This is a genomic window from Paenibacillus sp. D9, assembly GCF_001188365.1.
Taxonomy (GTDB): Bacteria; Bacillota; Bacilli; order Paenibacillales; family Paenibacillaceae; genus Paenibacillus_O; species Paenibacillus_O humicus.
Window position 1 is genome coordinate 2,828,915 of sequence record NZ_JZEJ01000001.1, and the last position, 24,832, is coordinate 2,853,746.

Consider the following 24,832-nt stretch of genomic DNA (forward strand, 5'->3'; position numbering starts at 1 on the left):
CTACTTACTACGTCCGAATGAGCAACTCAAAGGTCATTTAGTTTCCGTAATAGATACATCCCATCCCTAAGACCTGCGAAATAGATCCTCTCTTTTTCAATAGTACTCCGATGGTTAAGAATGTCTTCCAACTCGAGAAGAAGATCCACATGGGTTTGTGTTAATTCATCCTTAAGCAGCCTCTCTATTTCGTTTTGCCTAATTCGGAATTGTTCAACCTCCATTTGACTTCCAGCTTCCTTTGCAATTTCAATAAATCTTTGATCGAAAGCTGGTCTCAACCACTCTGGACCAATATTATGCATATTTACCCCTCCCTTCCTCTAGAATGTACCGATGTTACAGTGAAAGGAGAGGTATCTCAAGAAATTATTGGAACTATCTTTATAGATTACGGTTTTACTTTCTAGATTCTTAACTCTCCATCTCCAACAGTTCCTTGACCCAAGCTTCATCCGGCATCCTCACCAATGGAGCTCCAGAGTGTATTGTTTGTGTCATCAGTCGATGGAGCAATCGCGATAAAAACGTCGATTCCATATGTGTCCCCTCCTGCTTCCACTATAGCAGGAAGGAAGGGGAGGAACGACGGTGTCAGACCGTTATCGCTCACGGCCCATAGCCCGTCGTTCCGGCGCTTCCGGTTCTTCGTCTGGCACGCTGTCCACGGCTTCGTTTTCCCGTTTGTCCATATTTAGCAGGGTATTCGGTTCCGCTAGCCGCGCCGCTTTTGTTTGCAACTCCTGCTCCTTTTCAAAAGGAGCCGCGATCTGTTCCTTTGCCGTTTCCATTTGCTGACGCAGGGTCACAAGTTGCTCGCGGCAGTATGCCAATTTCGCGGGCAAATCCGACAGAGCGTTGTTGATGCGGCTTATATTGCCGCTGGCATCCGCTCCGAGCGTCACCATATGACCCAACGCACCGCGCAATGTCGCCTTGTACTCCTTGCCGAAGCTGTCGAAGGATAGCCACAAGGAAAATCCGCGGTAGCTGCCGATTTCCTGCGGATCGAGCGAAGTCATGCCTTTGCAAGCGTCCATCAAAGCCGCGCCTGCTGCCGTTCGCTCCGTATAGGTAAAATCCTTGATAACCATTCCGGGAAACTTCGATTCCTCCGATTCCTCCTGTACATTCGCTTTGGATCGTAAAAACAAAGCGGCATCCTGCTCATAGCCGACAATCCGTTCCTCCGTGGACTTGATTTGCTGCGGCAACATTTTGAGCAGCCGATCCTCCAGCGCGTAGCGTTGGCTCAAGTGGTTCGCTTTAAGCAGCTTGAGTTTCGACACTTGAATGTCCAAGTCCATCTTCTCCTTGATGTACGGATTGCCGGTCGCCAGCGCCTTGACCTCGGCATAAGAGAGGGCCGTCTCGTCAATGTCCTCGGCGGAACGCACCGGCGACTTGCTGGTCATGATTTGCGAAATGAAGCGTTGCTTGTTCTCCAGCGTCTGATAAAGATAAGCGTCCAACGTGTTCTCGGTGACGTAGCGAAAAATGTGCACATCGCTGTTTTGATTCCCCTGCCGGATAATGCGTCCGCTGCGTTGCTCCAGGTCCCTTGGACGCCACGGGCAATCCAGATCGTGAAGTGCAATCAGCTTCGTTTGCACGTTCGTGCCCGCCCCCATCTTAAACGTCGATCCGAGCAGTATCCGAACTTGGCCGTTGCGTACTTTGGCGAACAGTTCTTTTTTCTTGATCTCCGTATTGGCGTCGTGAATATAGGTAATTTCCTCAGGCGGTATGCCTTTTTCCATCAGCTTGCGTCGCAGCTCGTCGTAGACGTTGAAGGAACCATCCTGCTTGGGGATGGACAAATCGCAAAACACCAACTGAGTCAACCGCTGCTCCTGATGTTCCTCCCAATACCGGTAGACATTGTCCGCGCAGGCGCTGACTTTGCTGCCTTCATCGTCAGGGAGCATCGGATTGGCCAGCCGCTGATCGAGCGCCAGTTTGCGTCCATCATTGGTGATCGTCAGCATATTGTCCTCGTGCGGCTCCACTTGCTTCGCTCGTACCTGTTCGGCGCGGCGGGCGAGATCCGCGACCATATCGCGTTGAAACTCGCTTGGCGGTACGGATACATTGTGGAAGTAGGCTTTCGGAACCGGAAGCTGGAGCATGTCCGCCGTCTGAATGTCGGCCACTTCCTTAAAGACGTTCATCAGTTCCGGCAAATTGTAAAAACGGGCAAACCGGGTTTTCGCCCGATAGCCCGTTCCTTCCGGTGCAGTTTGTCAAGGAGGTTATAACTCAAATGAAACGGGCACCGGTCGCCCAATGCCCCATATAGGGGCAGTACCAGCGAAGCTGACACCACCCGCAAAGTAAATCACAACCAAATATCAAGGTGAAAGTTTATACCTGCCAGGGTACACGATTTGTACGTTAACGTTGATCGTTCGTAAGGAATCTTTGTTTAGTACAGTCCCAGATGCAATCCGTTTCCACGCATACGGATTCCTGCGAAAAAGAGATTCCCCTAGATTATAAATATCTATTCTCTTTTCAAACGCGGTTTGAAAGGTCTGCCTAATTTGATGCTCAATTTCTTTTTGAGCCAGTTGCGTGAGTTCTTGCTCCGTAACGTCTGCATGTAGCTCATTTACTCCGGCCTTCACCTTAACGGAAATATCGAAATATGCTTTGTCATATTTAACCCTTGGTTTGACGTCATATTCGGGTTTTTCTGCGACGAGAACTGCAACAAGCTTGTTATCGGAAAACAAGTCAACGGGCAGTCGGATTGTGTGTTTATTCAGCCATGGCAATCCTTTTATTTCTTCGAGGCTCATGCGTGCGTAATATTTGTCCTTATCGTATATTTGTATGCCTGAATATCTAAGCAGCTCATGCGGTTTTTGATTTTCCTTCCATTGATCCTTTCGAACAGATAATTCTGGTATGTAGCTTGTCTTCGCCTTTTCGTTTGAATCCATTACAAATTTTTGCAGGCGGATCGGAGCGAGGATAGAACGCTGCCGATAACTCTGTTCGGGGTTATGTAGAATCGATGCTTTTGGCGATAATCTGAAAAATGGAGTCGCAATTAAGACCTCGTCAAGGGGATCGCGCGTACTGAACACCCAAGCTAAGTACCTTATCTCACGATATCGGTTAATCAGTTCTAACACTTCACCGACTTTTCGTTCCTTCAATAACCTTTCGCTAAACAAGATTGCAGAGATTTGTCCCCAGTTTAACCTTTGTTGCGAAGTGCTGTATAAATCATTCGCTGCTTCTGTAAACGAGATACCTTTTCCTCTACCGATCCAGACCGGAGGTTGTTCCGCTTTCTGTTGTCCTTCCAGTTTTGCCACTGTCGAGAAATCGAGCAACTGCGCATAAATGATGTATTGACCATCCGCATAGTCAATTCCAACAGCAGTTACATAATTCATGTTTTGCACTTCGTATCTGCTCCAACATCCGGTGAGAAAGAAGGGAAGCAGAAGAACTGCGGTAAATTTGTATGCGTTCATTTCTGCTTATCCCCTTGGCTTGTAGAATCTTGAGTATTTAGCATGTCTGGCCGAGTTTTCCGCCATCTCCATGGTAATCGGAACAAGGCATTGGCGAAATCTTTATATGGAGGCGAAACCGGAGCCAGGTAAGGCAATCCGAATGAACGCAAAGAGGCTAAATGAGTTGTTAAAATAAATAAAGAAAGTAAGAAACCATAGATCCCAAGGATGGCGGACAGTGCGAATATGAAGAAACGCAAAATGCTAATTGTCCCGGCCAGTGACTGGCTGGATAACGTCGAACCGAACACTTGCGTAATCGCGCCTATGACAACAGTGCTAGGGGACAAAAATCCTGCACGAATCGCCGCATCCCCCAGAATGAGCCCTCCTACTACCGTAACCGTAGACCCAACCGCCGAGGGCAATCGAACACCGGCTTCCCGCAATATTTCCAAAAAGACAAGCGCGAGAAACATTTCTCCAGCCAAGCCCAAAGGAATGCCTAGCCGGTTAACGCCAAGTGTTGCAAGAAGGTAATAGGGCAGTTGGTCTTGATGAAACGCAAGAATAGCGACCCAAAAACCGGGCAGCATGAGTGATACGAACAATCCGAGCAAACGAAGCGATTGTCCAAACGTAGCAGACAAAGCAGTAAAGTGGATATCTTCGGGTGTTTTCAGGAGCAGGAACAAATTGGCCGGAGCGATCAAAGCAGCCGGTGTACCCTCCACAATAAGCGCTACACGTCCATTCATCATACAGTTAACGGTAAAATCAGGTCTTCCCGTATAGCCCATCAAAGGAAATAAAGCTTTGGTCGGTTCCATTAACTCTTCCAGTTGAGTGGCGCTAAACGCTCCGTCAATTTGAAGGCGATCCAATTTAGTCTTGATATCTTGGACGATTTTGGGATCAACAATGTCTTGCATATAAAGAATCGCAATGGTTGTTTTTGTTCGGACACCTACGGTTTTCGTTTCGTATACCATGCTTGTTGACTTGATTCGTTTCCGAATTAACGCGACATTGACGCCGAGTTCCTCGACAAAACCGTCCTTTGAGCCGCGAATAGAGTGTTCAATGTTGGATTCTTCGGGCTGGCGTGCCGGTTTTTTCGATATGTCGAGGGAGAACAAAGAAATTAGTGTCGGAATAAACAAAAGTAGCTTACCCTCAAAAATGTCCGTTTCGGATTTCTGCTCCCATTCCTCGAAGGAAATGCGCAATAACTGTAATTGAGACGACTCAACGACTTCCTCATTTTTATGAAAGCCATATTTTTCGTAAAACCGGGTCAAGTGAGGAATCGCCATCTCTTGAAGGGGTTGTTGATTGTCACATAACCCATCGCAATACAGTAAAACGATCCTCGACTGATCGTCGCCAACCTTTAATTTGTAAGCATGATGCTTAACATCACGACACATTTGAAACCGTTGAAGAAGTGTTTGCTCATTAAGCGGTTGTGTAACCGTTGCTCTTTTTTGTGGCGAGGACGATGAGACACCTGCCCATTTTTTTCTGAAAAGCTTTATCATCTTCAGTTGCTCCTTTTACTCAATGTTGAAATAATAATTCGCACGAAATATACGAACATGACCCCAATGGTAAAGACACAAAACGAAGGAAAGTAATATCGGCTGAGCAGGTCTTGAAAAAGCATATCGCTGATTGGCAACAATGTAGCAACCAGCATGAATAAAGCGCCCAGAAACATAGGCAACCACTTATACTTTTGCAATTTCCACAATTCGCTTAAGAGTAACAGGGAAAGGGAAACTCGAATGTACATACCGGATAACCACTGGTAAATCGAGAAAAAATCAACATGCTCCACATACTCGCCCAGTCGAACCATTCTCCATTGTTCGAAAGCGGGGTATCGTTGGTCTGCCGCTTCATCAGGGCCGTACATGGTAATCGAGCCCATCAAAGGGCCGATCGTTAGCCCGGATAATATGATGCAAATAAGCATTAAACTTTTGAAACCTGGTTTTTTCGTTAACTTGTGCTGAAACAAAATCAGCAACGACAACTCCAACAATCCCCCAGCTACGTAGGGAATGCCTTTCCAAAGCGGAGATATCCCATTTTCGAGTAGAGGAAAAAGCATGGTGTAGTCTTTAAACTGAAAGTTTGCAGTCATGACAAGGTCACCCAGAATAACAACAAAAGGCAACAATATCCCGCTTAAAATTGCAATGGTGCGAAGCCCTTGAAATGCCGCGAAGAAGCATCCGAAAAGCGTTGTTCCTGCGAGAATAAACATTGGAGATTGAGGCATATAAGTTGCAATTGTCCATGTTATAGTGTCCTTAAAGGAAATGTGTCCCATAAGCCATACAAGTACACTGTATAGGACAATCAAGGTTGCCGAGAGAACCATTCCGAATTGTTGCTTTAACCAATCCCTAACATGCATTCCGTTCATGTTTTTTAGGATATAGCTCAGAATGCCAATCCAAATTGGCGAAGCGATTAAAACAAGAAGTACTACAAGCCAGGCATCTCGCCCTGATGCACCGAGCAGTAACGGTATGATGATGACGTGGTTCAGCAAACCGACAGAAAGTATTATGATCATGTATGACTGTAAAACTGAAATTTTCGGCATCAACTCACCTTACCCTGTGAAACACTAAATGGAAGCAGTACCATTACTTTCCCCACCTTCTTCATCTTCATCCCAAATTACTCATTTCAGAAATTCCTTTCGATAAAGTTCCAGCTTTGATTCGGGAATTAGAACTTCGCAGCATTTATTCCCATATTGTCTCATAAAGTATGCTTCGGTATACCGATTTTGACCATTTTAGGTAACTTTTCTCGGAGGGGATCATTTGAAGCGAAATTGGGAGCTTAGATTTACGGAAAAAAATTCAAGACTGTTGCGTATGTCAAGGCCGGATTTAAATTGACCCACTAACGCCAACTTAAAAATGACCCACTCGCTGACCGTCTGCGCTTGGGGGAAGTGGCAGCTTCCCTTTCATCCGGTAGCTGTTGCTCCCATTTAATTACATCTACTTTGCGGATGGTGTCAGCTTCGCTGGTACTACTACCCCAAATACCAGCCGGGAAAAAGTCAGCGGCTGTTCTCGCGGCCCCGTTCCCTCCTTTTCTTCCATTCCTCCAGCAGCTTCAATATGGTCTGTTCCATCTGCTGGGCCGTATAGCCCTTCGGAAAATAGTCCTTGATGCTTTCCTTTTGCAGCTTGATTTGTTCCCGTTGACTCGGTTTTTCCTCGATCATGATTTTGAAAATCGCGTCCATGTCGAGCAGGCCGTTCGCGCTCAGTTTTTTCATGCGCTGGGCTTGGGAAAGGGAAGGGGTGCGTTCCTCGCTACCCATCGTTTCCAGCAAGGCTTCCTGTTCTTTTTCGGACAGATAGGACAGCTCCACGGCAGGACTGAACGCCACCTTGCCGCTGTCCACCATTTCCAGAAGCGGCGGAATCAATTCAGTCAGCCGGATATAGCGCTGCACCTGCGTCGCGCTCGTTCCTACATCAACGGCAACGCGCTCCCGCGACTTCTGTCCGAGTTGGTCAGGAGTTCCGCTATCGGCCAAATCGTTGCGCTGCCCTTGCCGTTTGATGGCATCCAGCTTCATCTTGTAGGCCCATGCTTTTTCGGACGGCAACACATGCTCGCGGTGCAGATTGCTGTCCACCAGGGCGATAATCGCGGCGTTTCGGTCCATTTCACGAATGAAGGCGGGGACCGCAGCGATTCCCGCTTTTTCACAAGCCGCCTTTCGTCGGTGTCCGGATATGATTTCATAACCTCCTCCATCCCGCGGTCGCACGACAAGCGGCGAGATCACGCCATGCTTCCGAATGCTTTCCGCGATGGCCTGCAACTCGTCGTTATCCGCAACATGATAGGGGTTGTCGGTCCTGATCGTTACATCCGGTTGGATGTAACGATCGCGTCGCCCTGAAGGCACCTGCCGGGAAAAAGGGGAGGGGTATCGAAACGACAAAAAGACGCTGATCGCTCAGCGTCTTCGTGCGAAACATAATGGTATTTGGCTTCCATCAACGTTCCTTGCCTATTACCCGGCGTACACGATCCATCACCGTTTGATAACCTAAACGTGTCGGATCGTTTCGCGCTTCTTCCTCTGCCTCCAAAAGTGCTTTCTCAATTTCCTCGGCCTGCTCATTTTTCCCCTGTTCGCTCATGCCTTACCTCCTCGGAATTAGAATTTTGAAGCCACCTCTATTTTCGCCCGACACTGCTCTGATTACCATTGTACCGAGCGGTGCTATCGAGTTGGCTCCTCGCGCTGTTTACGATAAATCATCAGGTCGTCGTTAACGTCTTTCCTGACTGGCGGTTCATCGGAAATCTCGTAGGTTTGGCTGAGTAATTGCTGAATCATTGCTGCCGCAGAACGGCCCGGTTCGTCGTTGTCCAAGTGAAGCACCATGTGCTCCACTTCAGGATAGCTTTGCAAATAGTTGGTAAGTGCAGCCGGGGCAATGCCCTCATCCTTGTTTTCTTTTGGGCTGTATATGCCGGCCAACGACAGTTGATGCGATTGTCGCCAGACTTTCCCGGAGATTTCCGAAAGGGTACAGTACGATAACAGGTCAATCGCGCTTTCAAACAAGTGCAACTCTGTGCCGTTATCATCGGCCGGTATAGCGAACGAATACCGTTTATCGCTGCCTGGCGCTTCGCCCATATATCGGGTTTTGGTTGTCCCGCGAATCGCCGCATAGCGCGGAGTGCCTTGCAAATCAAACCCAACAAAAATCGCGTTGTGGTACATTCGGCTTTCGTACAGTCGTCCCGTTTTGAGACAAAAATCAATTACGTCGCGGGAAATGCCGCGTTTGGAGAGATAAGCGATGACGCGATTCGAATTCTCATACGGTTCGGGAAGCTCCAGTCGCGCATTTGAACCATCCTGCTGGATGGCAGGAGTAGCTGGATCCATGTGAACGGGTGGATTACCGTCAATTTGCAGCACCGCATCGGGAAACGACATGCCTCTTACTTTAATGAGGTAGTCCAGCGCAGAACGACCGCCGATCCCACTAGACCACCAGAACCATTTACCGTTGGAGATTTTAAGGCTGTCGTGGGAGCGGGTCGAATAGGCGTTGCGCGAGCATCGCACCAGTTCGTATGGCTCGAAACATTGCAAATAGGTGAGCAGGTCCAATTGCTTTGCACGTTCGATTTGTTCCTTGCTTACATAGCTCATTGCCGTAGTTCCTCTCGAAAAAAGTAAATTAGCCACAACGGGCTTTAAAAATCGTGTCTCTTAATTGTAAGGCTGATTTTCTTTCATCCTGCTTCATTTGTTCATCGTGCCTTACCCTTCTTTTTGGGATACAGATAAGCTCTTCTTTCCCTCAACTCTGAAGCGCCTTTCTTTTTCATGAATGCGTCTAACTCGCTTTCATAGACTTGACTGGTCACCCCGTTCGAATCACGGATGTAATAATACGTGTCTCCAAATCCGTTCTTCCCTTTGGATATCAATTCCAATTCCGGCACGGTTTCTCCCTCCTCGGTCGGATCGGTTCCGTAACAAATAGGCGGTAGAATCGGGCAAAAGCATCCGCCGCCGCTTGGGATGGCATACAACATGTGCGTTCCTCCAGAAATGCGAAAAGGACCCCAAAAGCCGGAGTCCATTTCGTCATGTGATTTATACCTTTCCATTGCTGTTATCGCTCTCGATCCGCAACCCGCCGTTCGGGTGCTTCCGGTTCCTCATCCGACACGCTGTCCACGGCTTCGTTTTCCCGTTTGTCCATGTTCAGCAGCACATTTAACTCCGCGAGCCGCGCGGACTTCGTTTGCAGTTCCTGTTCTTGCTTGAACGGTGCCTCGATCTGTTCCTTCGCCGTTACCATCTGTTGCTTGTGTGTTGCGAGCTGGTCACGGCAATAGGCGAGCTTATTCGGCAAATCCGACAATGTATTGATTATTCGCGTGATATTGCCGCCTGCATCCGGTCCTAACGTAATCGTATGGCCCAATGCGCCGCGCAGCGTCACCTTGTATTCCTTTGCAAAGCTATCAAACGATAGCCATAAGGAAAAGCCCATGTAACTGCCTGCTTCCTGCGGATCGGGAGAGGTCATGCCTTTGCAGGCTTCCAGCAGGGCAACGCCCGCAGTAGCACGTTCCGAGTACGTGTAATCTTTGATGGTCATACCGGGAAAACGGGAATCGTCGCTGCTATCCTTTTCCGACGCTTGGGCGCGCATGAACAAGGCCACGTCCTGCTCATACCCGACAATGCGTTCCTCCGTAGACTTGATTTGCTGCGGCAGCATTTTGAGCAGCCGATCCTCCAGCGCATAACGCTGACTTAAATGATTCGCCTTGAGCAGCTTGAGCTTCGATACCTGGATGTCGAGATCCATTTTTTCCTTGATGTACGGATTTCCAGTCGCAAGCGCTTTAACTTCGGCATAGGACAAAGCCGTCTCATCAATGTCCTCGGCAGACCGAACCGGCGACTTGCTGGTCATGATCTGCGAGATAAACCGCTGCTTGTTTTCCAGCGTTTGATAAAGGTAAGCGTCGAACGTGTTCTCGGTCACATAGCGAAAAATATGCACCTCGCTGTTCTGGTTCCCCTGCCGGATAATGCGCCCGCTGCGCTGCTCCAAATCGCGCGGACGCCAAGGGCAATCAAGGTCGTGAAGGGCAATCAGCTTCGTTTGCACGTTCGTACCCGCCCCCATCTTGAATGTCGATCCGAGCAGGACCCGAACCTGCCCACTGCGTACTTTGGCGAATAGTTCTTTCTTCTTAACTTCCGTATTAGCGTCATGAATATAGGCAATTTCTTCAGGCGGTATGCCCTTATCCATCAGTTTACGCCGCAGCTCGTCGTACACGCTGAAAGTGCCATCCTGTTTCGGAATAGATAGATCGCAGAACACCAGTTGCGTGAGCCGCTCTTTCAGACTGTCCGTCCAATGCTGGTAGACGTTGTCCGCGCAAGCGCTGACCTTGCTTCCTTCGTCGTCGGGGAGCATCGGATTGGCCAGCCGCTGATCGAGCGCCAATTTGCGTCCGTCATTGGTGATCGTCAACATATTGTCCTCGTGCGGCTCCACTTGCTTCGCTCGCACCCGTTCGGCGCGGCGGGCGAGATCGGTGACCATGTCGCGTTGGAACTCGCTTGGCGGCACAGCAACATTGTGGAAGTGGGCTTTTGGAACCGGAAGCTGGAGCATGTCCGCCGTCTGAATATCTGCCACTTCCTTAAAGACGTTCATCAGCTCCGGCAAATTGTAAAAACGAGCAAACCGGGTTTTCGCCCGATAGCCCGTTCCCTCCGGCGCAAGCTCTATCGCTGTGACGGTTTCGCCGAATGTGGATGCCCACGCATCGAAATGCTGCAAGCCTTGCCGCTTGAGCCGCTCGTATTGCAAGTAGCGCTGCATCGTGTACATCTCGGTGATGGAGTTGGAGATCGGCGTACCCGTCGCAAAAATGATGCCCCGGCCTTCGGTCAACTCGTCCAGATAGCGGCATTTGGCAAACATGTCCGACGACTTTTGCGCTTCGGTTTGCGACAGTCCGGCCACATTGCGCATTTTCGTATAAAGAAACAAGTTCTTGTACGAATCGGCTTCGTCCACGAATAGCCGATCTACGCCCAATTCCTCGAAGGTAACGACATCATCCTTTCTACTGGTGTCGTTCAGCTTTTCCAGCTTGATTTGCAGCGTCTTTTTCGTTTTTTCAAGCTGCTTGATTGCATACCGCTCGCCTTTGGCTTCCTTGAGTTCCCGGATACCGCTTGTAATTTCCGAGATTTGCTCATACAGTTGCTGGCGCTGCCGATCCGTCGAAATCGGAATTTTTTCAAACTGAGAATGGCCGATGATAATCGCATCGTAATCGCCGGTGGCAATCCGCGCGCAAAACGTTTTACGGTTTTTCGTTTCAAAATCCTTTTTGGTCGCCACCAGAATATTCGCCGACGGATAAAGCTGCAAAAACTCCGCCGCCCACTGTTCGGTCAGGTGATTGGGTACAACCAGCATGCTCTTGTTGCACAGCCCCAAATGCTTACTTTCCATAGCCGCGGCGGTCATCGCGAACGTTTTGCCCGCACCGACACAATGCGCGAAAAGGGAGTTACCGCCATACAACGCCCTTGCAACCGCATTGATCTGATGCTGGCGCAGCCGGATTTCCGGGTTCATCCCGGTGAATCGAATATGACTGCCATCGTATTCGCGAGGACGAATGGCGTTGAACCGGTCATTATACAGCCGCGTAAGCCGTTCGCGCCGCTGAGGATCTCGCCATATCCAGTCGCGGAATGCTTCTTTCATCATCTCCTGCTTTTGCTGGGCGATGGCCGTTTCCTGCTTGTTCAGGACGCGCTTTTCCACGCCATCTTCATACACAGTGTCAAATATGCGCACGTCCCGCAAATTCAGCGTATTTTCAAGAATCTTGTACGCATTGACGCGGTTTGTGCCGTAAGTAACGTTTGCCTTAATATTGTTGCTGTGGTCATCGCTTTTGCCTTTGACGTTCCAGGCAGCCGTATATTCGGAATACATCACGTTAATGTAGGTCTGGTACATCGGCGGCGTGTCCACAAGTTCAAACAGGAATTGCCGAACGTCTTCCGGCGGCAGCCAGATTGCCCCCAAGCGGACATCAATTTCAGAAGCATCCAGGTCTTTCGGCTGCACCGCTTCAAGCGCTTTGACGTTTTCGCTGTAACGTTCAGCATCATAGGCCGCAAATTGTCTGGCCATACGCAGCTTCTCCCGCACGTTGCCGGATAAATACGCATCTGCCGTTTCAAAGATCGGTTGATCGGTTTCATCCCGATTTTCGGGATTGGGAAAGATGACGCCGCGTAGTTCCTCCATTAGTTGCTCTTCCGTCGAGCCGGTTAATTCCGCCATATACGGCAGATCGACACGGGCTTTAGCGCCGATAGAAACGGCAAGCGCCTCCGAAGCCGTATCCACCTGTTCCACGTTGGTGCGTTGCCGGATGGTGCGTTTGGTGAACATATCCGCCTTGCGCAGCAGCCGTCCTTCTTCGTCTACGATTTCAAGCGAACAGAGCAAGAAGTAAGAACTATCATCCGAAAAAGCAAGACTGTTGGCGCGGCTGTTTATCAGGCCGTATTGCGTTGTAAACCGGTCATACTGCGCATTCAGCTTGCGCTGCTGCTCCCGAATCATCTCATCGCTGCAGTCTTCGGTTTGATACTCGATCAACTCGCGCACGGTATCCCGTAGCTGAATCATCCCTTTGATGCGGCCTGCTGCCGTCGCGGAAGTGTCCACGCGCCGCATGCGGCTGTTTTCCCGAAAGTAGATGTGACCGTCCACCAGCGCAAAGCTGAAATTGCGGACAGACGGGTCAGCAGGGAGGGAAGGTTCTTCCTCCTCCGGCTGGTCTTCCCGTTCCAGCTCCACCCATTCAGCATGGATGTTGGACAATGCTTCGCGTAGCACTTCATCCAGATTGGCGTCCGGATAGGGCTTGCAGGTCGTTTCCTGCCGGTTGCCGTACATCCGGTCGTCAAAGGCCATTGTGCCAAGCACCATGTCGGGATGGGCGACGAAGTAGCTATTCACCGGCACGCCGTCCACTGTCTCGGCAAGTGAAAGCCATGCTTCGGTTTGCTCACTGACTGTGACCATGCGATCTCGTTTTTGCAGAAATAAAATGTCGGCGGTCACTTCGGTTCCTGCATTGGCCAGAAACGCATTGCTCGGCAGACGCACCGCACCGAGCAGTTCGGCGCGCTCCGCAATATATTTGCGTACCGCAGGGTTTTGCTTGTCCATCGTCCCTTTGGACGTAATAAAGGCGATAATGCCGCCCGGACGCACTTTGTCCAGTGTTTTTGCAAAAAAGTAATCGTGGATGAGAAACTTGTGCTTGTCGTAACGTTTATCTGCCACACCATAACCGCCGAACGGCACATTCCCAATGGCGAGATCAAAGAAACTGTCCGGCAAATTCGTCTGTTCAAAGCCGCTGACCGCAATCGACGCTTGCGGATAAAGCTGCTTGGCGATGCGGCCCGTAATGCTATCCAGCTCCACGCCAAACAGCCGCGAGTCTTGGAACGACTCCGGGACCAGCCCGAAGAAATTGCCAACACCACAGGACGGCTCCAAAATATTGCCACTGCGAAAGCCCATCGTTTCCAGACAGTCGTACATCGCCTTAATGACGGTCGGCGATGTATAGTGGGCGTTCAGCGTTGACGCACGAGTGGACGCATATTCATCCGGCTCCAGCAAATCTTGCAGTTCCGCAAATTCGGCTGCCCACTGCGTGTTCGCTTCGTCAAATGCCTGCGGAATGCCGCCCCATCCGACGTAGCGAGCCAGCACCGCCTGCTCGTCCGCTGTCGCTTGCCGCTGCTCCTGATCCAATTTGTTCAGCAGACGAATCGCTTCTGTGTTCCATTTGAACTTCGTTTTTGCGCCGCCATGCCCCAGTTCGTCGTCCGTAATCCGGTAGTTGACAGCCGGGACAGACGGATGGGCTGGCGCGGAACGGCTGACCTCGGGAGCAGGTGAAAGGGCAGCGTCTGATTGCGATATGGGCACTAGCCCATCCGTCACCGACTCTTCCAGAGGATCCGCATCTTCTACCTCTTCCCATGCCGCCTCGTCTGCCAGTTCCGGCTCCCGCTCTCCGGTAATCAGATGATCGTTCAGCGGATTTTCGCGCAGCATACGCTCAAAATCCCTGCGATTCAATTCTTTGATAAACAAAGGGAACTGCCGGTCTTGCAACACAACCGTTCGTGGCTCCAACTGTGCCACTTCATATTCGTCCGCACCAATCCAGACGATGCTACCCACGTCATAACCGTAGCGCGCCCGTTCCCGATTCACCGGCATGCGTTCCAGTTCCGCTTGCGCGTCCGATTGGGGAAGCCCCTCCGATGACGATGCATCCGGTTGCGTCAGATCGTGCCTGGCCATTTCCGCCCCTTGCTGTCGCCGCATTTCCTCCTGTTCTTCCGCGAAGCCGGGCAACCGCTCGGTTTCCTGCCGATTCAAGTACCGTCCCGCAGCCAGCAGTTCGCCGATACGTTTCTGCACTTTCACCCACGGCAGCACTACCTGAGTATCCGGATTCATGATGGAGCCGCGTGTCAGCGTGATGCCTTTGCTGTCGTAATTCATGTGAATATCCGTACCGATTAGCGCAGGGAGACGCCCGCCGATCCCGTATTCCCGTTTCAGGAAATCGGCGTTCTCCTGTGCGGACAGCGACTGCTGGAAATGTAGCGCAATTCGATACTTGCCGTTCTCAAAACCGCTGCCGTTTTGCAAAATGGCGTCAATGACCGCTTGCGGCATGAAAAAAGCGGAGGCTTTTGCGTCCTCCGCTTGTTCCATCCACAGCGTCTGTTGCTGGATGGATGGTTCCGTCTTTCGTGGCAAGTCAAAATCGTTTAACAGTATCATGCTGGCGATATGCCCGGCTATGACACCCCAATCGTAAAAGCTTTGTGCCGTGGGTTCATCCGCCGTACCCGTCCACAAATGCAAAACGTTGCGATATGGTTCAAACCCAGCCTGCACGCCTTCATCCAGCGTCAGTTCGGTGATGCCTATCGGAAACAAACCGCGCACATACAACAGGCGCTCGCGCCCATTCTCATGGGCATTGAAAAAGGATTCAATATCCGCTTTGCTCTCCCGAAGTGGCGCGGCTCGGAGCATGTCATTGATGATGGCTTGGTCATGAAAAAACGGAAGACTTCGGTCCTCCGCTTCACGATCAAACCATTTTAATGATAAATCAGTTCCGTGAGAATCAATTCCTCCGCTTGTTGCTTCAGGTTGTTCATGTGTCCCGTCCAAGCCAGCGGATCGCTCGCCTTGTCCGGTGCCGGGCGAGATATGAGCAGTTCCTGGATCGTCCGGTCGATCCGCTCCCGCGCTGTCCGGTCGATGTCCGCCAGATGCTGGTTCAACTGCTCCGACAACATCAGATGGGCGTATATGCCCTTCCGCTCGGTTTTCAGAAACGTCTTGCGCATCATCCCGTACTTCCCGATGGTCGTCTCTGCTACGCTTAGCGTCAGGTTGGGCAGTAGATAATCCCCTTGCGGCGAATAGGTCAGTTCCATGCTCATCCTTCCTTTCTTGTCGAGTAGCTTCATTGTGCAGTAAGGAATCTGGTCTTGCAAGGGTATGAAACGATTTCCCCTCATTCGTTCGCTGTGCATTCCGGCGCAACGCCTGGACGGTCGATTCAATTTCCCGCAGCATCATCTCGGACACATCGCTGATCGCCGCGCCCAAGTGGGACAGCGCAGGCAGCGTGTTAAAATAACCAATGCCGGACAAATCCTCGATGCTGATGTATTGTGAGGGATTCAACACGCAACGGGTCATCGTCATGTAAGCGACAGCTGTTTCAGCTGTTTGTCTGAACAGCAATTCCACATGCGAAATATCCAGGTCTTCCAGCAAACTGTGTTCTCGATCTTTCACCAACTCCGCCACGTAATCGGCGCTGTTGTCATCCACCGCATTCCGCGCAGCGGCGAGGAACGCAGCAGGCAGATCCGCTTGAGGTTTGATTTCATTCGACGCGCCGAACGCATTTTCCAGCGTCTCGATCACGTGAGCCGTGTCGCTGTCCTGCAAGCGCCAAAGTGACACCTGCGGCTGGCGTCTGCTCTCTGTATCCGATACGTCAAACACATGGCGCAGACTCAAGTGGTTGCCCCGATCTTCGATCAGGGCAATCCCTTTTGCGCCGCGTTTGACCCAGCGATACAGCCGTTTGTTCCAAACTTCAATCGGCGCGCAGGCCGTCGCATCAGGACGTTGGGCGTAAATCAACAGTTGATCCTGAAACGGATATTTATAGTTCCAGGCCGCCGTCCGCAAAAAATCCGCCCAGAGGTCAGGCTGATTCGTCACCGTGCGAGCCGTGCTGGCAGCCAGTTCGACGATGCGTTGCAACTTGGCTGTCATGTCGCACCTCCCTTACAGAAACGTAATTTGATTGGTCAGGCGGATGCCTTCTTCCGAATATTGGGCTGTAACCCGAATGAGTCCGATATGTTGCAAGAGTTGCAGATTACGGCGGACGGCGGAAGGGGAAAGGCCCACCTCCCAAGCCAGCTTTTTGCCGGACAATAAGACGGAACCATGCCGCCCGCTCGCGCGGTCCAACAGGTAGCTGTACAGCAGCTTCGCGGCAGGAGGGACTTTCAGTCCGGCCTAGTAGATTATACCGGGTGAGATCGTTCACAGGCTTCCTCCTCGGCAGACGTTAACGCTCCGGCGACCGTTCCGACAAACGATCCGGCCGGACGTAGCAGTACAGATAGAAATTGTAGTCTCCTACATGCGGGAAACAACGCAGGTAATACCGATGTCGCTCCGTTTGAAAACAAAAGCCGTATACGCCGGAATGCCATGCCCCGGATAAACGGGCTTCCGGATGCGACAGGCAAAAACGGTGCATCCGGCTGCGGCTTTCAAGCAGCCCCTGTTCCGTCAGAGCCTGCACCACTTCATCCAGTTCTGCCCGGAAAGACGGCGTTTTGAGCGCTGGCTCATCCTCGAACCAGGTTGACCAGAACGTCTCGCCGCTGCTGCCAAAATAACCGCGCAAATGTCCGATGCATCCACGTGCTGTATCCTTGTCCATCGAAGCGGAATAAAAATAGACCGCATCCTCCGAAGCGGCCGCTTGCAATCTTTCCAGCATGTTCTTTTCCTCCCGGCTGGTATAAAAATGAGTTTTCCTTTAATGAGTTCCCCCTGTGCCATAATCGTCGTAGCTGGACAAATTAGCATAATAGAAGATTACGTCGCCATCCTTTAACGAAAACGTCACACCGTACGGATCGATGAAGCTGCGCTGATACCCTTCCATCTGCCATTGGTTGTTCAGCGGCCCGTACATATACTGCAAATGAGGATGGTTCAAGTCCCGGTTGCGGATCGTTTCCAGATTGAAATTGACGATAATATACCCATCTTTCAGGAAGATGGGCGCATGGTCATCCAGTCGGTTTTTCCGTCCATATTCCGCCAAGTTAAAACCTTTCGGCACCACATATGGCGCGGCGGGCAAACTGTACTCGGCATACCACTTTTGCACCGAAGCGTTGGCGCGGGCCGCATTGACGCCGGAAGGTACGTTCATACTGCCGACAAACGTCCGAAGCTGCGGCGGCAGCAGCATGATGTCGTAGCCGCCGACATACGTTGGCTTCTGCGCATCCTTCATATATTGATCGATAAACGTCTGTTTGGCTCCCGGCGAACCGTTTAACGACCAAAGGGTCGCGGCGGTATCGGTCAATTCCTGCCTCGGCACATTGCGCAGACGAGCGTCGAGCGTCACATACCGTTTCTCAACATCGTCGCCGGAGCCGATGCGAATAAACCGCTGATTGCCCGAATGGTAATAAAGATCGACCTCCTGCCGGGTCTTCCCCTTGCTGTCCACAAAATAAAACGTCGGTGTAATGCGGATGCCGTCGCCCGCGTTGAACATGTTGCCTTTCGTCATGACTTCAAATTTGAAATGATAGCCCGTTTTGACCGCAACGTTTTTCTTGCCGCTCTCCGGGGGACTGCCTTGCCGCACCGGCAGCACGTATGGAGGGGTATTGCCGCGCGGTGCGCCGTCAATGCCTTTCGTCCCAACCCAATAGGCGTTTCCTGTCGGTTTCGCGCTGCCCTTTTGGGTACGGAACACCGATTCCCATGCAAAATCGGCAATATCGGTGATGCGGAAGTCATAGAGACGGCCGATCACTTCCACCGGAACCACCTGCGTAGCCACATGGTTGGACAAGTCAAGATTGGCGTTCATCTGGGATGTAAAGGAAGCTGGACTGTTCTCGGCAAACGTTCGAAATAACACGTTGTAATTGCCCTCATCCACCCAAACGGGCAAAAAGAAGGTCGTTTGCATCTGTCCGACCGGGATGGACACCCACGTTTCTTTCGGGACGAACGTCGTGCGATCCGCCTTAAATACATCGAACGGAAACCAAACCTGTTTGTCTCTCACGTACTTGGCATAGTCCCGATTGCCGTAGCCCTTGATGTCCTTATGCGGGCCGTTTGTCGGAATCGTCACGGTGAAGGGCCGGTCTAAAATGAGCGCCGATCGTCCGGCAGTCGGTTGCGTCTTCTGGTTGTGGGCCTGATCGTCAGACACCGCAGCATAGTTCACCACCGGCGAATGCACGGTCACCGGATTGATGCCGCCAATGGGATAGGTTTTGTCCCCACCGCCGCCGATGCCTTTAATTAGGGAATACGATATCGTGCCGGTGCTTGGCTGATTCGCTTTGTTCATTTTGGAAGCGTCGATGAGATAGCCTTTGCCGTACAGCACATCTTGCCCGATCATCGGCGGAGCCGGTATCGCGCCCGGCGTCGGCGCTTTTTCTTCAACGATTCGGTTGTCCATAATTGTATTTCCAATAAAGATAAGCGAGTCGTTTTTCACTTTGATCTTGCCAATCGCTTTCTCGGCCTCGTTTTTCCAGTCCTCATTCGGTACGAAAGGTCGGCTGGAACCGCCGGAAATCGTTTGTCCGGGAAGCGTCACATTCGAATAGACCGGATCGGTCATATGCGCACCAAGCGATGCATCATGCGATGCGGAAACGGTTGGCGGTGTGTAGCCGCTCGGCACAAGCGTAACCGTTCCCGAAGGAAGCGAATAATTGGAGACCGTCGCCTTTTGAATGCCGTACACTTCGAGGTTTTGAATTGTCCAGAAGCTATACTTGCGCTCAATCGAATAGTTTTTGGTCACCGTCTGTGTATCTGAACGCGGGACCGTAATGGTCGTCGAATTCCCGTTCGCATCGGGCGGACCTGGATGCGTCTCCGTCCAGGTGAGCGTATACGTTTTGCTCACCTGAATCGGGTATTGCTTCGTGCCGGTCGTTTCCGTGAACGTGCTGCGGTACAAATACGATTTAGCCAAGGCGTTCACATACAAACTTTCCGATGTCGGAATGCCTTGCAATACATCAAATTTTTCTGCACCGCGGGAATCCGCCTGAATGACGGCAGAAACGGTGGGCTCCATCACTTCGGCCTGCTGGGAAGCGTCGGGCTGCGTATCTCCGCCGCCGTCGCTTTTACGCACTGTATGGTCCGATGTCGAATCCCCGGTATTGGCGTCCACATCCTTCACGACGACAGTGATTTGTACGCTTGCATTGTCGCCGGTTGTGAACGGGATTTTGATCGGAATCGTTTTACTGTCCGAAGTTCCGGAGAGCGTTCCGGTTTTTTCGCCCGTTTGAACAAGCCTGGCATTCCGAATATCAGTGATTTCGTATGACTTCAGGTTTTTTAACGACTTGACTTCAAAAACAAAATTCCCGTCCACTTCGGTCACGTTTTTGTCAACCGTTTCCGGCGCTTCAATCCGGGACGTGACCGTTATAGAGGAGGGAATTTTGTAAATGCCGATAAAGTTGGAGCCGCCCGTTCCAACCAGAATGGACCGCTCTTTGAGCTTGGGATCGCCTTTCTCTTGAATGAACAGCTTCTCATCGGGCTTGTTGTTGTTCGTAATGTAAGAGCGGATGATTTCATACGTTTGTCCACCAGAAATGATTTGCCCTTCAAACGTATGGTTCGCTTCCTCTCCGGTTGCGAAAACGCCTTTATCCACTTCCTTGAGCTTCGTGCCGTCTTCCTTCTGATAAATGGCTTTGACCGGATTGTTCTCCGCATATTCGGCTATCGCGTCCGTTCCGCCAAGATGAACCGTAAAGCTGCGCGTTTGGACCTTCGGATTCGTTTCGGGATTTTCCTGTAGCCAGTCTTTCTTCGCCGGGTCCTGCTTGGGCGACAAGTATGAACGAACAATCGAGTAGGTTTTCCCGTTATCTTCGATGGTTTCAGGAAATTCATGATTGATCGTTTCTCCTATTTTGTACTTTCCCTTTTGAAATGTGACTTGAGGTTGATTGATTACTTTTCCGGTCACGGTTTTGGCAATCACATCGACCGGAAAATCCGCACTGCGATAAGGAACATGCAAGCCGAAATAATCGTCCAAATCGTCGGGATGCGCCCAAGGTTCGGCCCTCTTGATCTCATCTAACGTATAAAATGGACCTTTGCGCACATTGCCGTTCCCATCGATTGACACCATGATGGCATACAGATATAAGTCGTCGTTGTCTTTGATGTCGCCCATTCCCGCCTTCCACATGCCTTCCGTAACAAGTGCCTCGCTGACTTCGTAGTAGGTCGTGACAGGCTGGCCGGGAATCGGCGGATTCGGGTATTGGTCGACTTGCCGTACTTGCTGGTCCAAAAAAGAAGCATGCTGGCCGCTTTTCGGATTGCCGCACTGCTTGGGCGTCGTATTCGTACATAATTGATCCCGGCGCACCGTCCAGCCTACGGTCCTGTATTTGATGGACGAGGTTGCTGCCGTACTGGTGATTACAAAGCTGATTTTCCCGTCCTCCACTCTAACAATCGGTGTCGCTGCATTCGCTAGGAACGGGAAACCAGACAATAAGAAAGAGCATGCCAGCAGCATGCTCAACGTGATTTTGATGAAGTTGTGTTTGTTCATCTATTCCGAGTCCGCCTTCCTGATCAAATAATTGAGGAACAAACTGGCTCCCGGATCAACCTTCAACGTACTGCCCCAATCACCGCCCACATTGGTGGACATTGAAATATCGGCATAGCCTTCATACCAAATTCCTTTTTCAAAAGTTTCTTTATTGGGGAACCATTCATCATAAAGTAAGTCTTTATTTTCCTTATACGAAACGAATTTAATCCTAAATTTGGATCGGACATAATTGTCGCCAAATCCGTTCCGATAAATCATGGACGGCTCGGGATCAAGATAGCCTTCGATTTGGATGTGGTTTTGTTTGACCCAGTCCACATACCGCCGAATATATTTCAATTCCGCATTGGAGTTTTGCATTTTGGTGGCAAATACGGCCTGTGCCCACGTATCGTCTATTGTTTTGTAATCCACGTTCAGCCAGAGAGCGCTGAATGATTTCAACCGATTCATCCAAGTATCCACGTTTTTCTTATTGAATTCCGGCTTGGTCGAGTAGAGAACGAATGAAACCTTGCTATCCGTAGGGTGGGAGTGCGGATAACCCATCTCATACATCTCATTCGGCACATCGGCTAGAATGTACGGATAGTCTTTCGCGTTCTTGGGCAAGTTGGTTGTACGAATAAGGCGGCCCCAATCGTCAACATTCGCTTGATCATCTTCAATTGTCTTGATGAACACCGTAGCGGTTGGACCGTCCCAAACCACTTGCGCTCCCAGCGCTTCGCTGACAAAACGCAGCGGGACAAACGTCCGGCCTCCGCTGGTGATCGCCTTCGAATCGAAGGTCATTTCCACACCGTTGACGAGCGCCTTGCTTTCGCCGATCGTAAGCAAAATATGAAGGTCATCCCGCTCAATTGGAACGGTCATTGTTTTAGGCTCCCAGCCTACTTTCGCGCCCATCTTTTCTGCGATGAATCGAACCGGCACGAGCGTACGGTTGTTTTCATCGACAAATGCTTGCGCATCGGGAAACCAGATTTTTTGTCCGTCCATGATGACGCTGACAAAGGACGGAGGATTGCTCGCCGCGCTTGCCGTCACACTGAACAAACTACAAATCATCGAGGCGACAAGTCCTGCCATTACCCATTTTCTCACGCGATTCACTCCTCTCAAAATTATTGATCATGACGAGATTGGAAGATTTCAACTATTAGGTTCATCATAGAGCCGATTTGGCGGCGTGTCCACTTTCCGAAATAGCCGCCGCTCTCACTAAGATGGCGAAAGGGGACAGCCAAGCGGCATATACCCTTTTTGCGCAGCCACTTTTTCGCTGGAAAACGTTTCTTCCACCGGATAGGAAAAGTCGCATGTGCTGCGGTAATACACCTTCATGTTTCCTTTCCTGGCCCCGACAATCTCCGGTTTTTTGAGAACCCGGCTTCCACCAAGTGCGTAATTATTATAAAACTTCCCTCCCATCGGAATGCCTTGGATAAAGGCAAGCACCCCGACGTCATCCACGGCATTGTGCCATTCCTCCTGCGAAATGGTAGGCAGCGTGAACGTGTAGGAAAAGCCGTATCGGGAAACCGATTCGTTGTGTTTGTTAATCCGGTAGGCCAGCTCGTCCTCGATTGCGCGGACAATGGTGCTTCGGCGCACCTGTTCGAACCGCTCCGCGTCCTTTAGTAGCGCAATGTTCGTCTGCTGCCTGACGTCGGCCCGCAAGCCTTCGTGCCAACTCCGGCTGCCCGCATCGTAAGCGAGGACGAAATCGTCCATCGTAAACGAAAGGCTATTGCCCGATGGATCGGCGTAGGTATACGGCTTTTTCGCTCCCCAAACCGGTTTTCGTTCCGTTTGTTTATCAGCTCCCGTCCACTCGTCCTCGGCATAGACGTAAAAACCGTCGTACCCTATCACCACAACAGCCGGGATATACCGTTTGAGTACGCCTTGCGCCACGGAATCGTCGGCAATGCCGAAGTTGGTATACAGCGTCCGATAAAACGCTACAATCGCCTCGTCCTTGTTCAGCGCCACCCGTTTGTCCGATTCGTATTGCGTCTCCCACTGCTGGCTGGCATTGACGATCAACATTCGCGCCGCGTCATCCACCGCCGTGTCCAGCGCGGCGTTATACCGCAGCTCGGTGAGCAGCGTTTTCCGCTGCGTTTCGACCTCAATCCGGTTCACCGTCGCAAACGGCAGGAAAATGAGCGCCGCGACAATCGCCCATTCAATCAACTTCATTACGCACCACCCCGCCGTAAGGAATGAAGATTTTTTCGTTCGGACTGATGGCCTGGTTCAGAAAATCGAACACGATGGTGCCGGGAGTCCGGTTTGTATTTTTGACCGTGACCGCAAAGGTATCGCCAACCCGCATCTTGTAACGTCGCATCGGGTCGTCTTTTGAGACCGCACTGTTCGGGAACAGAACGGGCAGAATCTGCGCGTTGTAAAACTTGTCGTAATGCACTTCGTATCTACCCCGAAACGTCTCCGGCCTTGTCGGATCGTCGTACACCGGCACATACTTTTTGCTTCCGTGTTCCATTTGCACATCGAACATGTTGCCCGTTGCCGCAATCGTCTCCATAAAGTCGTTGTACATGGTCGGTGTCACATAACCTTTATCCCGTACCGCATCCACAAACGTCGTCGTCGCTTTCAGGACAACCAGTTCCGAAATGTCGTCCTGTTGGTGGAACGCTGAGGCAATGGGGTAGAGGTAGAGCAAAAGAACAGCAACGAGCACCGAGAAAATTTTCAAGATACTGTTCATGGCATTCTCCTTAACGTGAGACGAAAATAAGGCGCAGCAGCCGCCCGGACACATCCCGCTCATTAACCACCGTGTACCGGGTATTCAAGCGAATCCCGGCGGGAATGAACTGGTCCCGATCGAGCGGCGGTACGTACCGCACGCCGTCCACCACGATTTCCGCGTCTCCCGTCTCCAGCCGGGCAATGGACTGCGCCACCTCTGCGCCGGATACGGTGCCGTCACCGGCGAGCGGCGAAAACGTCATCTGCATGTTGCGTTCCAGCGACTTCCCCGACACATAGGCGGTAGCGTTCAGCGCGGCCCCGGTTTGAAAGAGCATGAGTCCGCTTGCGGCGGCCATCAGAAACAGAAGGCAGGCCACGCTCATCTCCAGCATCGTTCTGGGGGCATGTTCCATCGGTTTCCCTCCTTGAAAAGCCGCGGCGTCCGTCTAACTCCCTTTCATGAGAGGAACGCCCCATCAGCGTTGTCATGACGGCATGGAGCGCCTACTGCTGCCGGAAAATGATGCCGCGTATGACGTTGCTGCTGTCGTGCACCAGTTGCGCCCGGAATTTGCCGCTCGGATTGACGTAGTTGATATCCGATTCATCGACGGTATGGCTCAGTTGCCCAGGCGCTACACCAATTACCGAGCCGTAGGTCACGCTGTCGATCGGAACGCCCGTATTGATGACTTTGCCGTACCATTGGCCGATCGGATTTTTGCCGGTGACGATCTGGATGCCGAATTGGTCTTGGTCGCTGAACTTGCGCAGCGCGTTGACGACCTGGCTACCCGATAACGTCGTGTTGTCATACACCGTAAATGCCGTTTGCGATAGCTCCGTCTGGATATTGCTGAAATTACTTTGTGCCGCCTTGGTAGAGTCTTGTGCAGAAATAAACAGCACAACTGCTAGGGTAATGAGCGCGATGGCAAGAAAAATGCCAGCCGCCATCACGAGTGCTTTTTGCGCGTTGGACATGAATCGATCTCTCCTTTAAGTAAAATAGGAAATAAAAATAGCACTTCCCGTTTGGA

General features: G+C 51.1%; 20 protein-coding genes. 2 read left to right on the plus strand and 18 right to left on the minus strand.

Annotated features, from left to right (window positions below; genetic code table 11):
• Positions 1 to 26: 26 nt before the first annotated feature.
• The 11 genes from VE23_RS12975 to VE23_RS27355 all read right to left on the minus strand — a co-directional run bounded on the left by VE23_RS12975 (position 27) and on the right by VE23_RS27355 (position 15,693).
• Positions 27 to 305 carry a hypothetical protein gene (locus tag VE23_RS12975; protein WP_029198903.1) on the minus strand — a complete coding sequence of 93 codons (279 nt, stop codon included), beginning with the start codon at positions 303 to 305 and terminating at the stop codon, positions 27 to 29.
• A gap of 297 nt (positions 306 to 602) precedes the next feature.
• Positions 603 to 2,171, minus strand: a complete 1,569-nt coding sequence (locus tag VE23_RS12980; protein ID WP_049869728.1) for a helicase C-terminal domain-containing protein — start codon at positions 2,169 to 2,171, stop codon at positions 603 to 605.
• 180 nt (positions 2,172 to 2,351) lie between these two features.
• Positions 2,352 to 3,488, minus strand: a complete 1,137-nt coding sequence (locus tag VE23_RS12985) for a Ger(x)C family spore germination protein (protein WP_029198831.1) — start codon at positions 3,486 to 3,488, stop codon at positions 2,352 to 2,354.
• Positions 3,485 to 5,011 (minus strand): spore germination protein, encoded by a 1,527-nt coding sequence (locus VE23_RS12990; RefSeq protein WP_084781451.1) that lies wholly within the window; start codon positions 5,009 to 5,011, stop codon positions 3,485 to 3,487. Before VE23_RS12990 ends, VE23_RS12985 begins: the two co-directional genes overlap by 4 nt.
• 2 nt (positions 5,012 to 5,013) lie before the next feature.
• Positions 5,014 to 6,087 carry an endospore germination permease gene (locus VE23_RS12995; protein WP_049868207.1) on the minus strand — a complete coding sequence of 358 codons (1,074 nt, stop codon included), beginning with the start codon at positions 6,085 to 6,087 and terminating at the stop codon, positions 5,014 to 5,016.
• A gap of 471 nt (positions 6,088 to 6,558) precedes the next feature.
• The gene (locus tag VE23_RS13000) at positions 6,559 to 7,422 is read right to left on the minus strand and encodes a ParB/RepB/Spo0J family partition protein (RefSeq protein ID WP_049868208.1); all 864 of its coding nucleotides are present in this window, start codon (positions 7,420 to 7,422) and stop codon (positions 6,559 to 6,561) included.
• Between the two features lie 91 nt (positions 7,423 to 7,513).
• Positions 7,514 to 7,660, minus strand: a complete 147-nt coding sequence (locus VE23_RS26505; protein WP_154669660.1) for a hypothetical protein — start codon at positions 7,658 to 7,660, stop codon at positions 7,514 to 7,516.
• Positions 7,661 to 7,743: 83 nt separating this feature from the next.
• Positions 7,744 to 8,691, minus strand: coding sequence for a DUF3991 and TOPRIM domain-containing protein (locus VE23_RS13005; protein ID WP_029198835.1), 948 nt, complete (start codon positions 8,689 to 8,691; stop codon positions 7,744 to 7,746).
• Positions 8,692 to 8,792: 101 nt separating this feature from the next.
• Positions 8,793 to 9,080, minus strand: coding sequence for a hypothetical protein (locus VE23_RS13010; RefSeq protein WP_049868209.1), 288 nt, complete (start codon positions 9,078 to 9,080; stop codon positions 8,793 to 8,795).
• An 80-nt stretch (positions 9,081 to 9,160) separates the two neighbouring features.
• The gene (locus VE23_RS27745) at positions 9,161 to 15,184 is read right to left on the minus strand and encodes a DEAD/DEAH box helicase family protein (RefSeq protein ID WP_332310187.1); all 6,024 of its coding nucleotides are present in this window, start codon (positions 15,182 to 15,184) and stop codon (positions 9,161 to 9,163) included.
• Between the two features lie 68 nt (positions 15,185 to 15,252).
• A complete protein-coding gene (locus VE23_RS27355; RefSeq protein ID WP_332310170.1) occupies positions 15,253 to 15,693 on the minus strand; it encodes a TnpV protein in 441 nt (146 codons plus the stop codon).
• A 199-nt stretch (positions 15,694 to 15,892) separates the two neighbouring features.
• On the opposite strand from VE23_RS27355, the gene VE23_RS27360 reads away from it, so the two are divergent.
• Both VE23_RS27360 and VE23_RS27365 read left to right on the plus strand, forming a co-directional pair.
• Positions 15,893 to 16,129: a hypothetical protein gene (locus tag VE23_RS27360; RefSeq protein WP_232316923.1), complete on the plus strand. Its 237-nt coding sequence runs from the start codon at positions 15,893 to 15,895 to the stop codon at positions 16,127 to 16,129.
• A gap of 45 nt (positions 16,130 to 16,174) precedes the next feature.
• Positions 16,175 to 16,618 carry a hypothetical protein gene (locus tag VE23_RS27365; RefSeq protein WP_049868214.1) on the plus strand — a complete coding sequence of 148 codons (444 nt, stop codon included), beginning with the start codon at positions 16,175 to 16,177 and terminating at the stop codon, positions 16,616 to 16,618.
• 133 nt (positions 16,619 to 16,751) lie between these two features.
• Here the strand turns inward: VE23_RS27365 and VE23_RS13040 are convergent, their stop codons facing one another.
• The 7 genes from VE23_RS13040 to VE23_RS13070 form a co-directional block, all read right to left on the minus strand.
• Positions 16,752 to 17,192 carry a hypothetical protein gene (locus VE23_RS13040; protein WP_049868215.1) on the minus strand — a complete coding sequence of 147 codons (441 nt, stop codon included), beginning with the start codon at positions 17,190 to 17,192 and terminating at the stop codon, positions 16,752 to 16,754.
• 39 nt (positions 17,193 to 17,231) lie between these two features.
• Entirely contained in the window at positions 17,232 to 21,056 is a 3,825-nt protein-coding gene (locus VE23_RS13045; RefSeq protein ID WP_232316925.1) for a DUF5704 domain-containing protein, read from the minus strand.
• Positions 21,057 to 22,169 carry a copper amine oxidase N-terminal domain-containing protein gene (locus VE23_RS13050; RefSeq protein ID WP_049868216.1) on the minus strand — a complete coding sequence of 371 codons (1,113 nt, stop codon included), beginning with the start codon at positions 22,167 to 22,169 and terminating at the stop codon, positions 21,057 to 21,059.
• Positions 22,170 to 22,286: 117 nt separating this feature from the next.
• Positions 22,287 to 23,270 carry a hypothetical protein gene (locus VE23_RS13055; protein WP_049868217.1) on the minus strand — a complete coding sequence of 328 codons (984 nt, stop codon included), beginning with the start codon at positions 23,268 to 23,270 and terminating at the stop codon, positions 22,287 to 22,289.
• Positions 23,257 to 23,805: a hypothetical protein gene (locus VE23_RS13060; RefSeq protein ID WP_049868218.1), complete on the minus strand. Its 549-nt coding sequence runs from the start codon at positions 23,803 to 23,805 to the stop codon at positions 23,257 to 23,259. Before VE23_RS13060 ends, VE23_RS13055 begins: the two co-directional genes overlap by 14 nt.
• A 10-nt stretch (positions 23,806 to 23,815) precedes the next feature.
• On the minus strand, positions 23,816 to 24,205 hold the full coding sequence (locus VE23_RS13065; RefSeq protein ID WP_049868219.1) for a hypothetical protein: 390 nt from the start codon (positions 24,203 to 24,205) through the stop codon (positions 23,816 to 23,818).
• 91 nt (positions 24,206 to 24,296) lie between these two features.
• Positions 24,297 to 24,776 carry a hypothetical protein gene (locus VE23_RS13070; RefSeq protein ID WP_029198508.1) on the minus strand — a complete coding sequence of 160 codons (480 nt, stop codon included), beginning with the start codon at positions 24,774 to 24,776 and terminating at the stop codon, positions 24,297 to 24,299.
• Between the last annotated feature and the right edge of the window lie 56 nt (positions 24,777 to 24,832).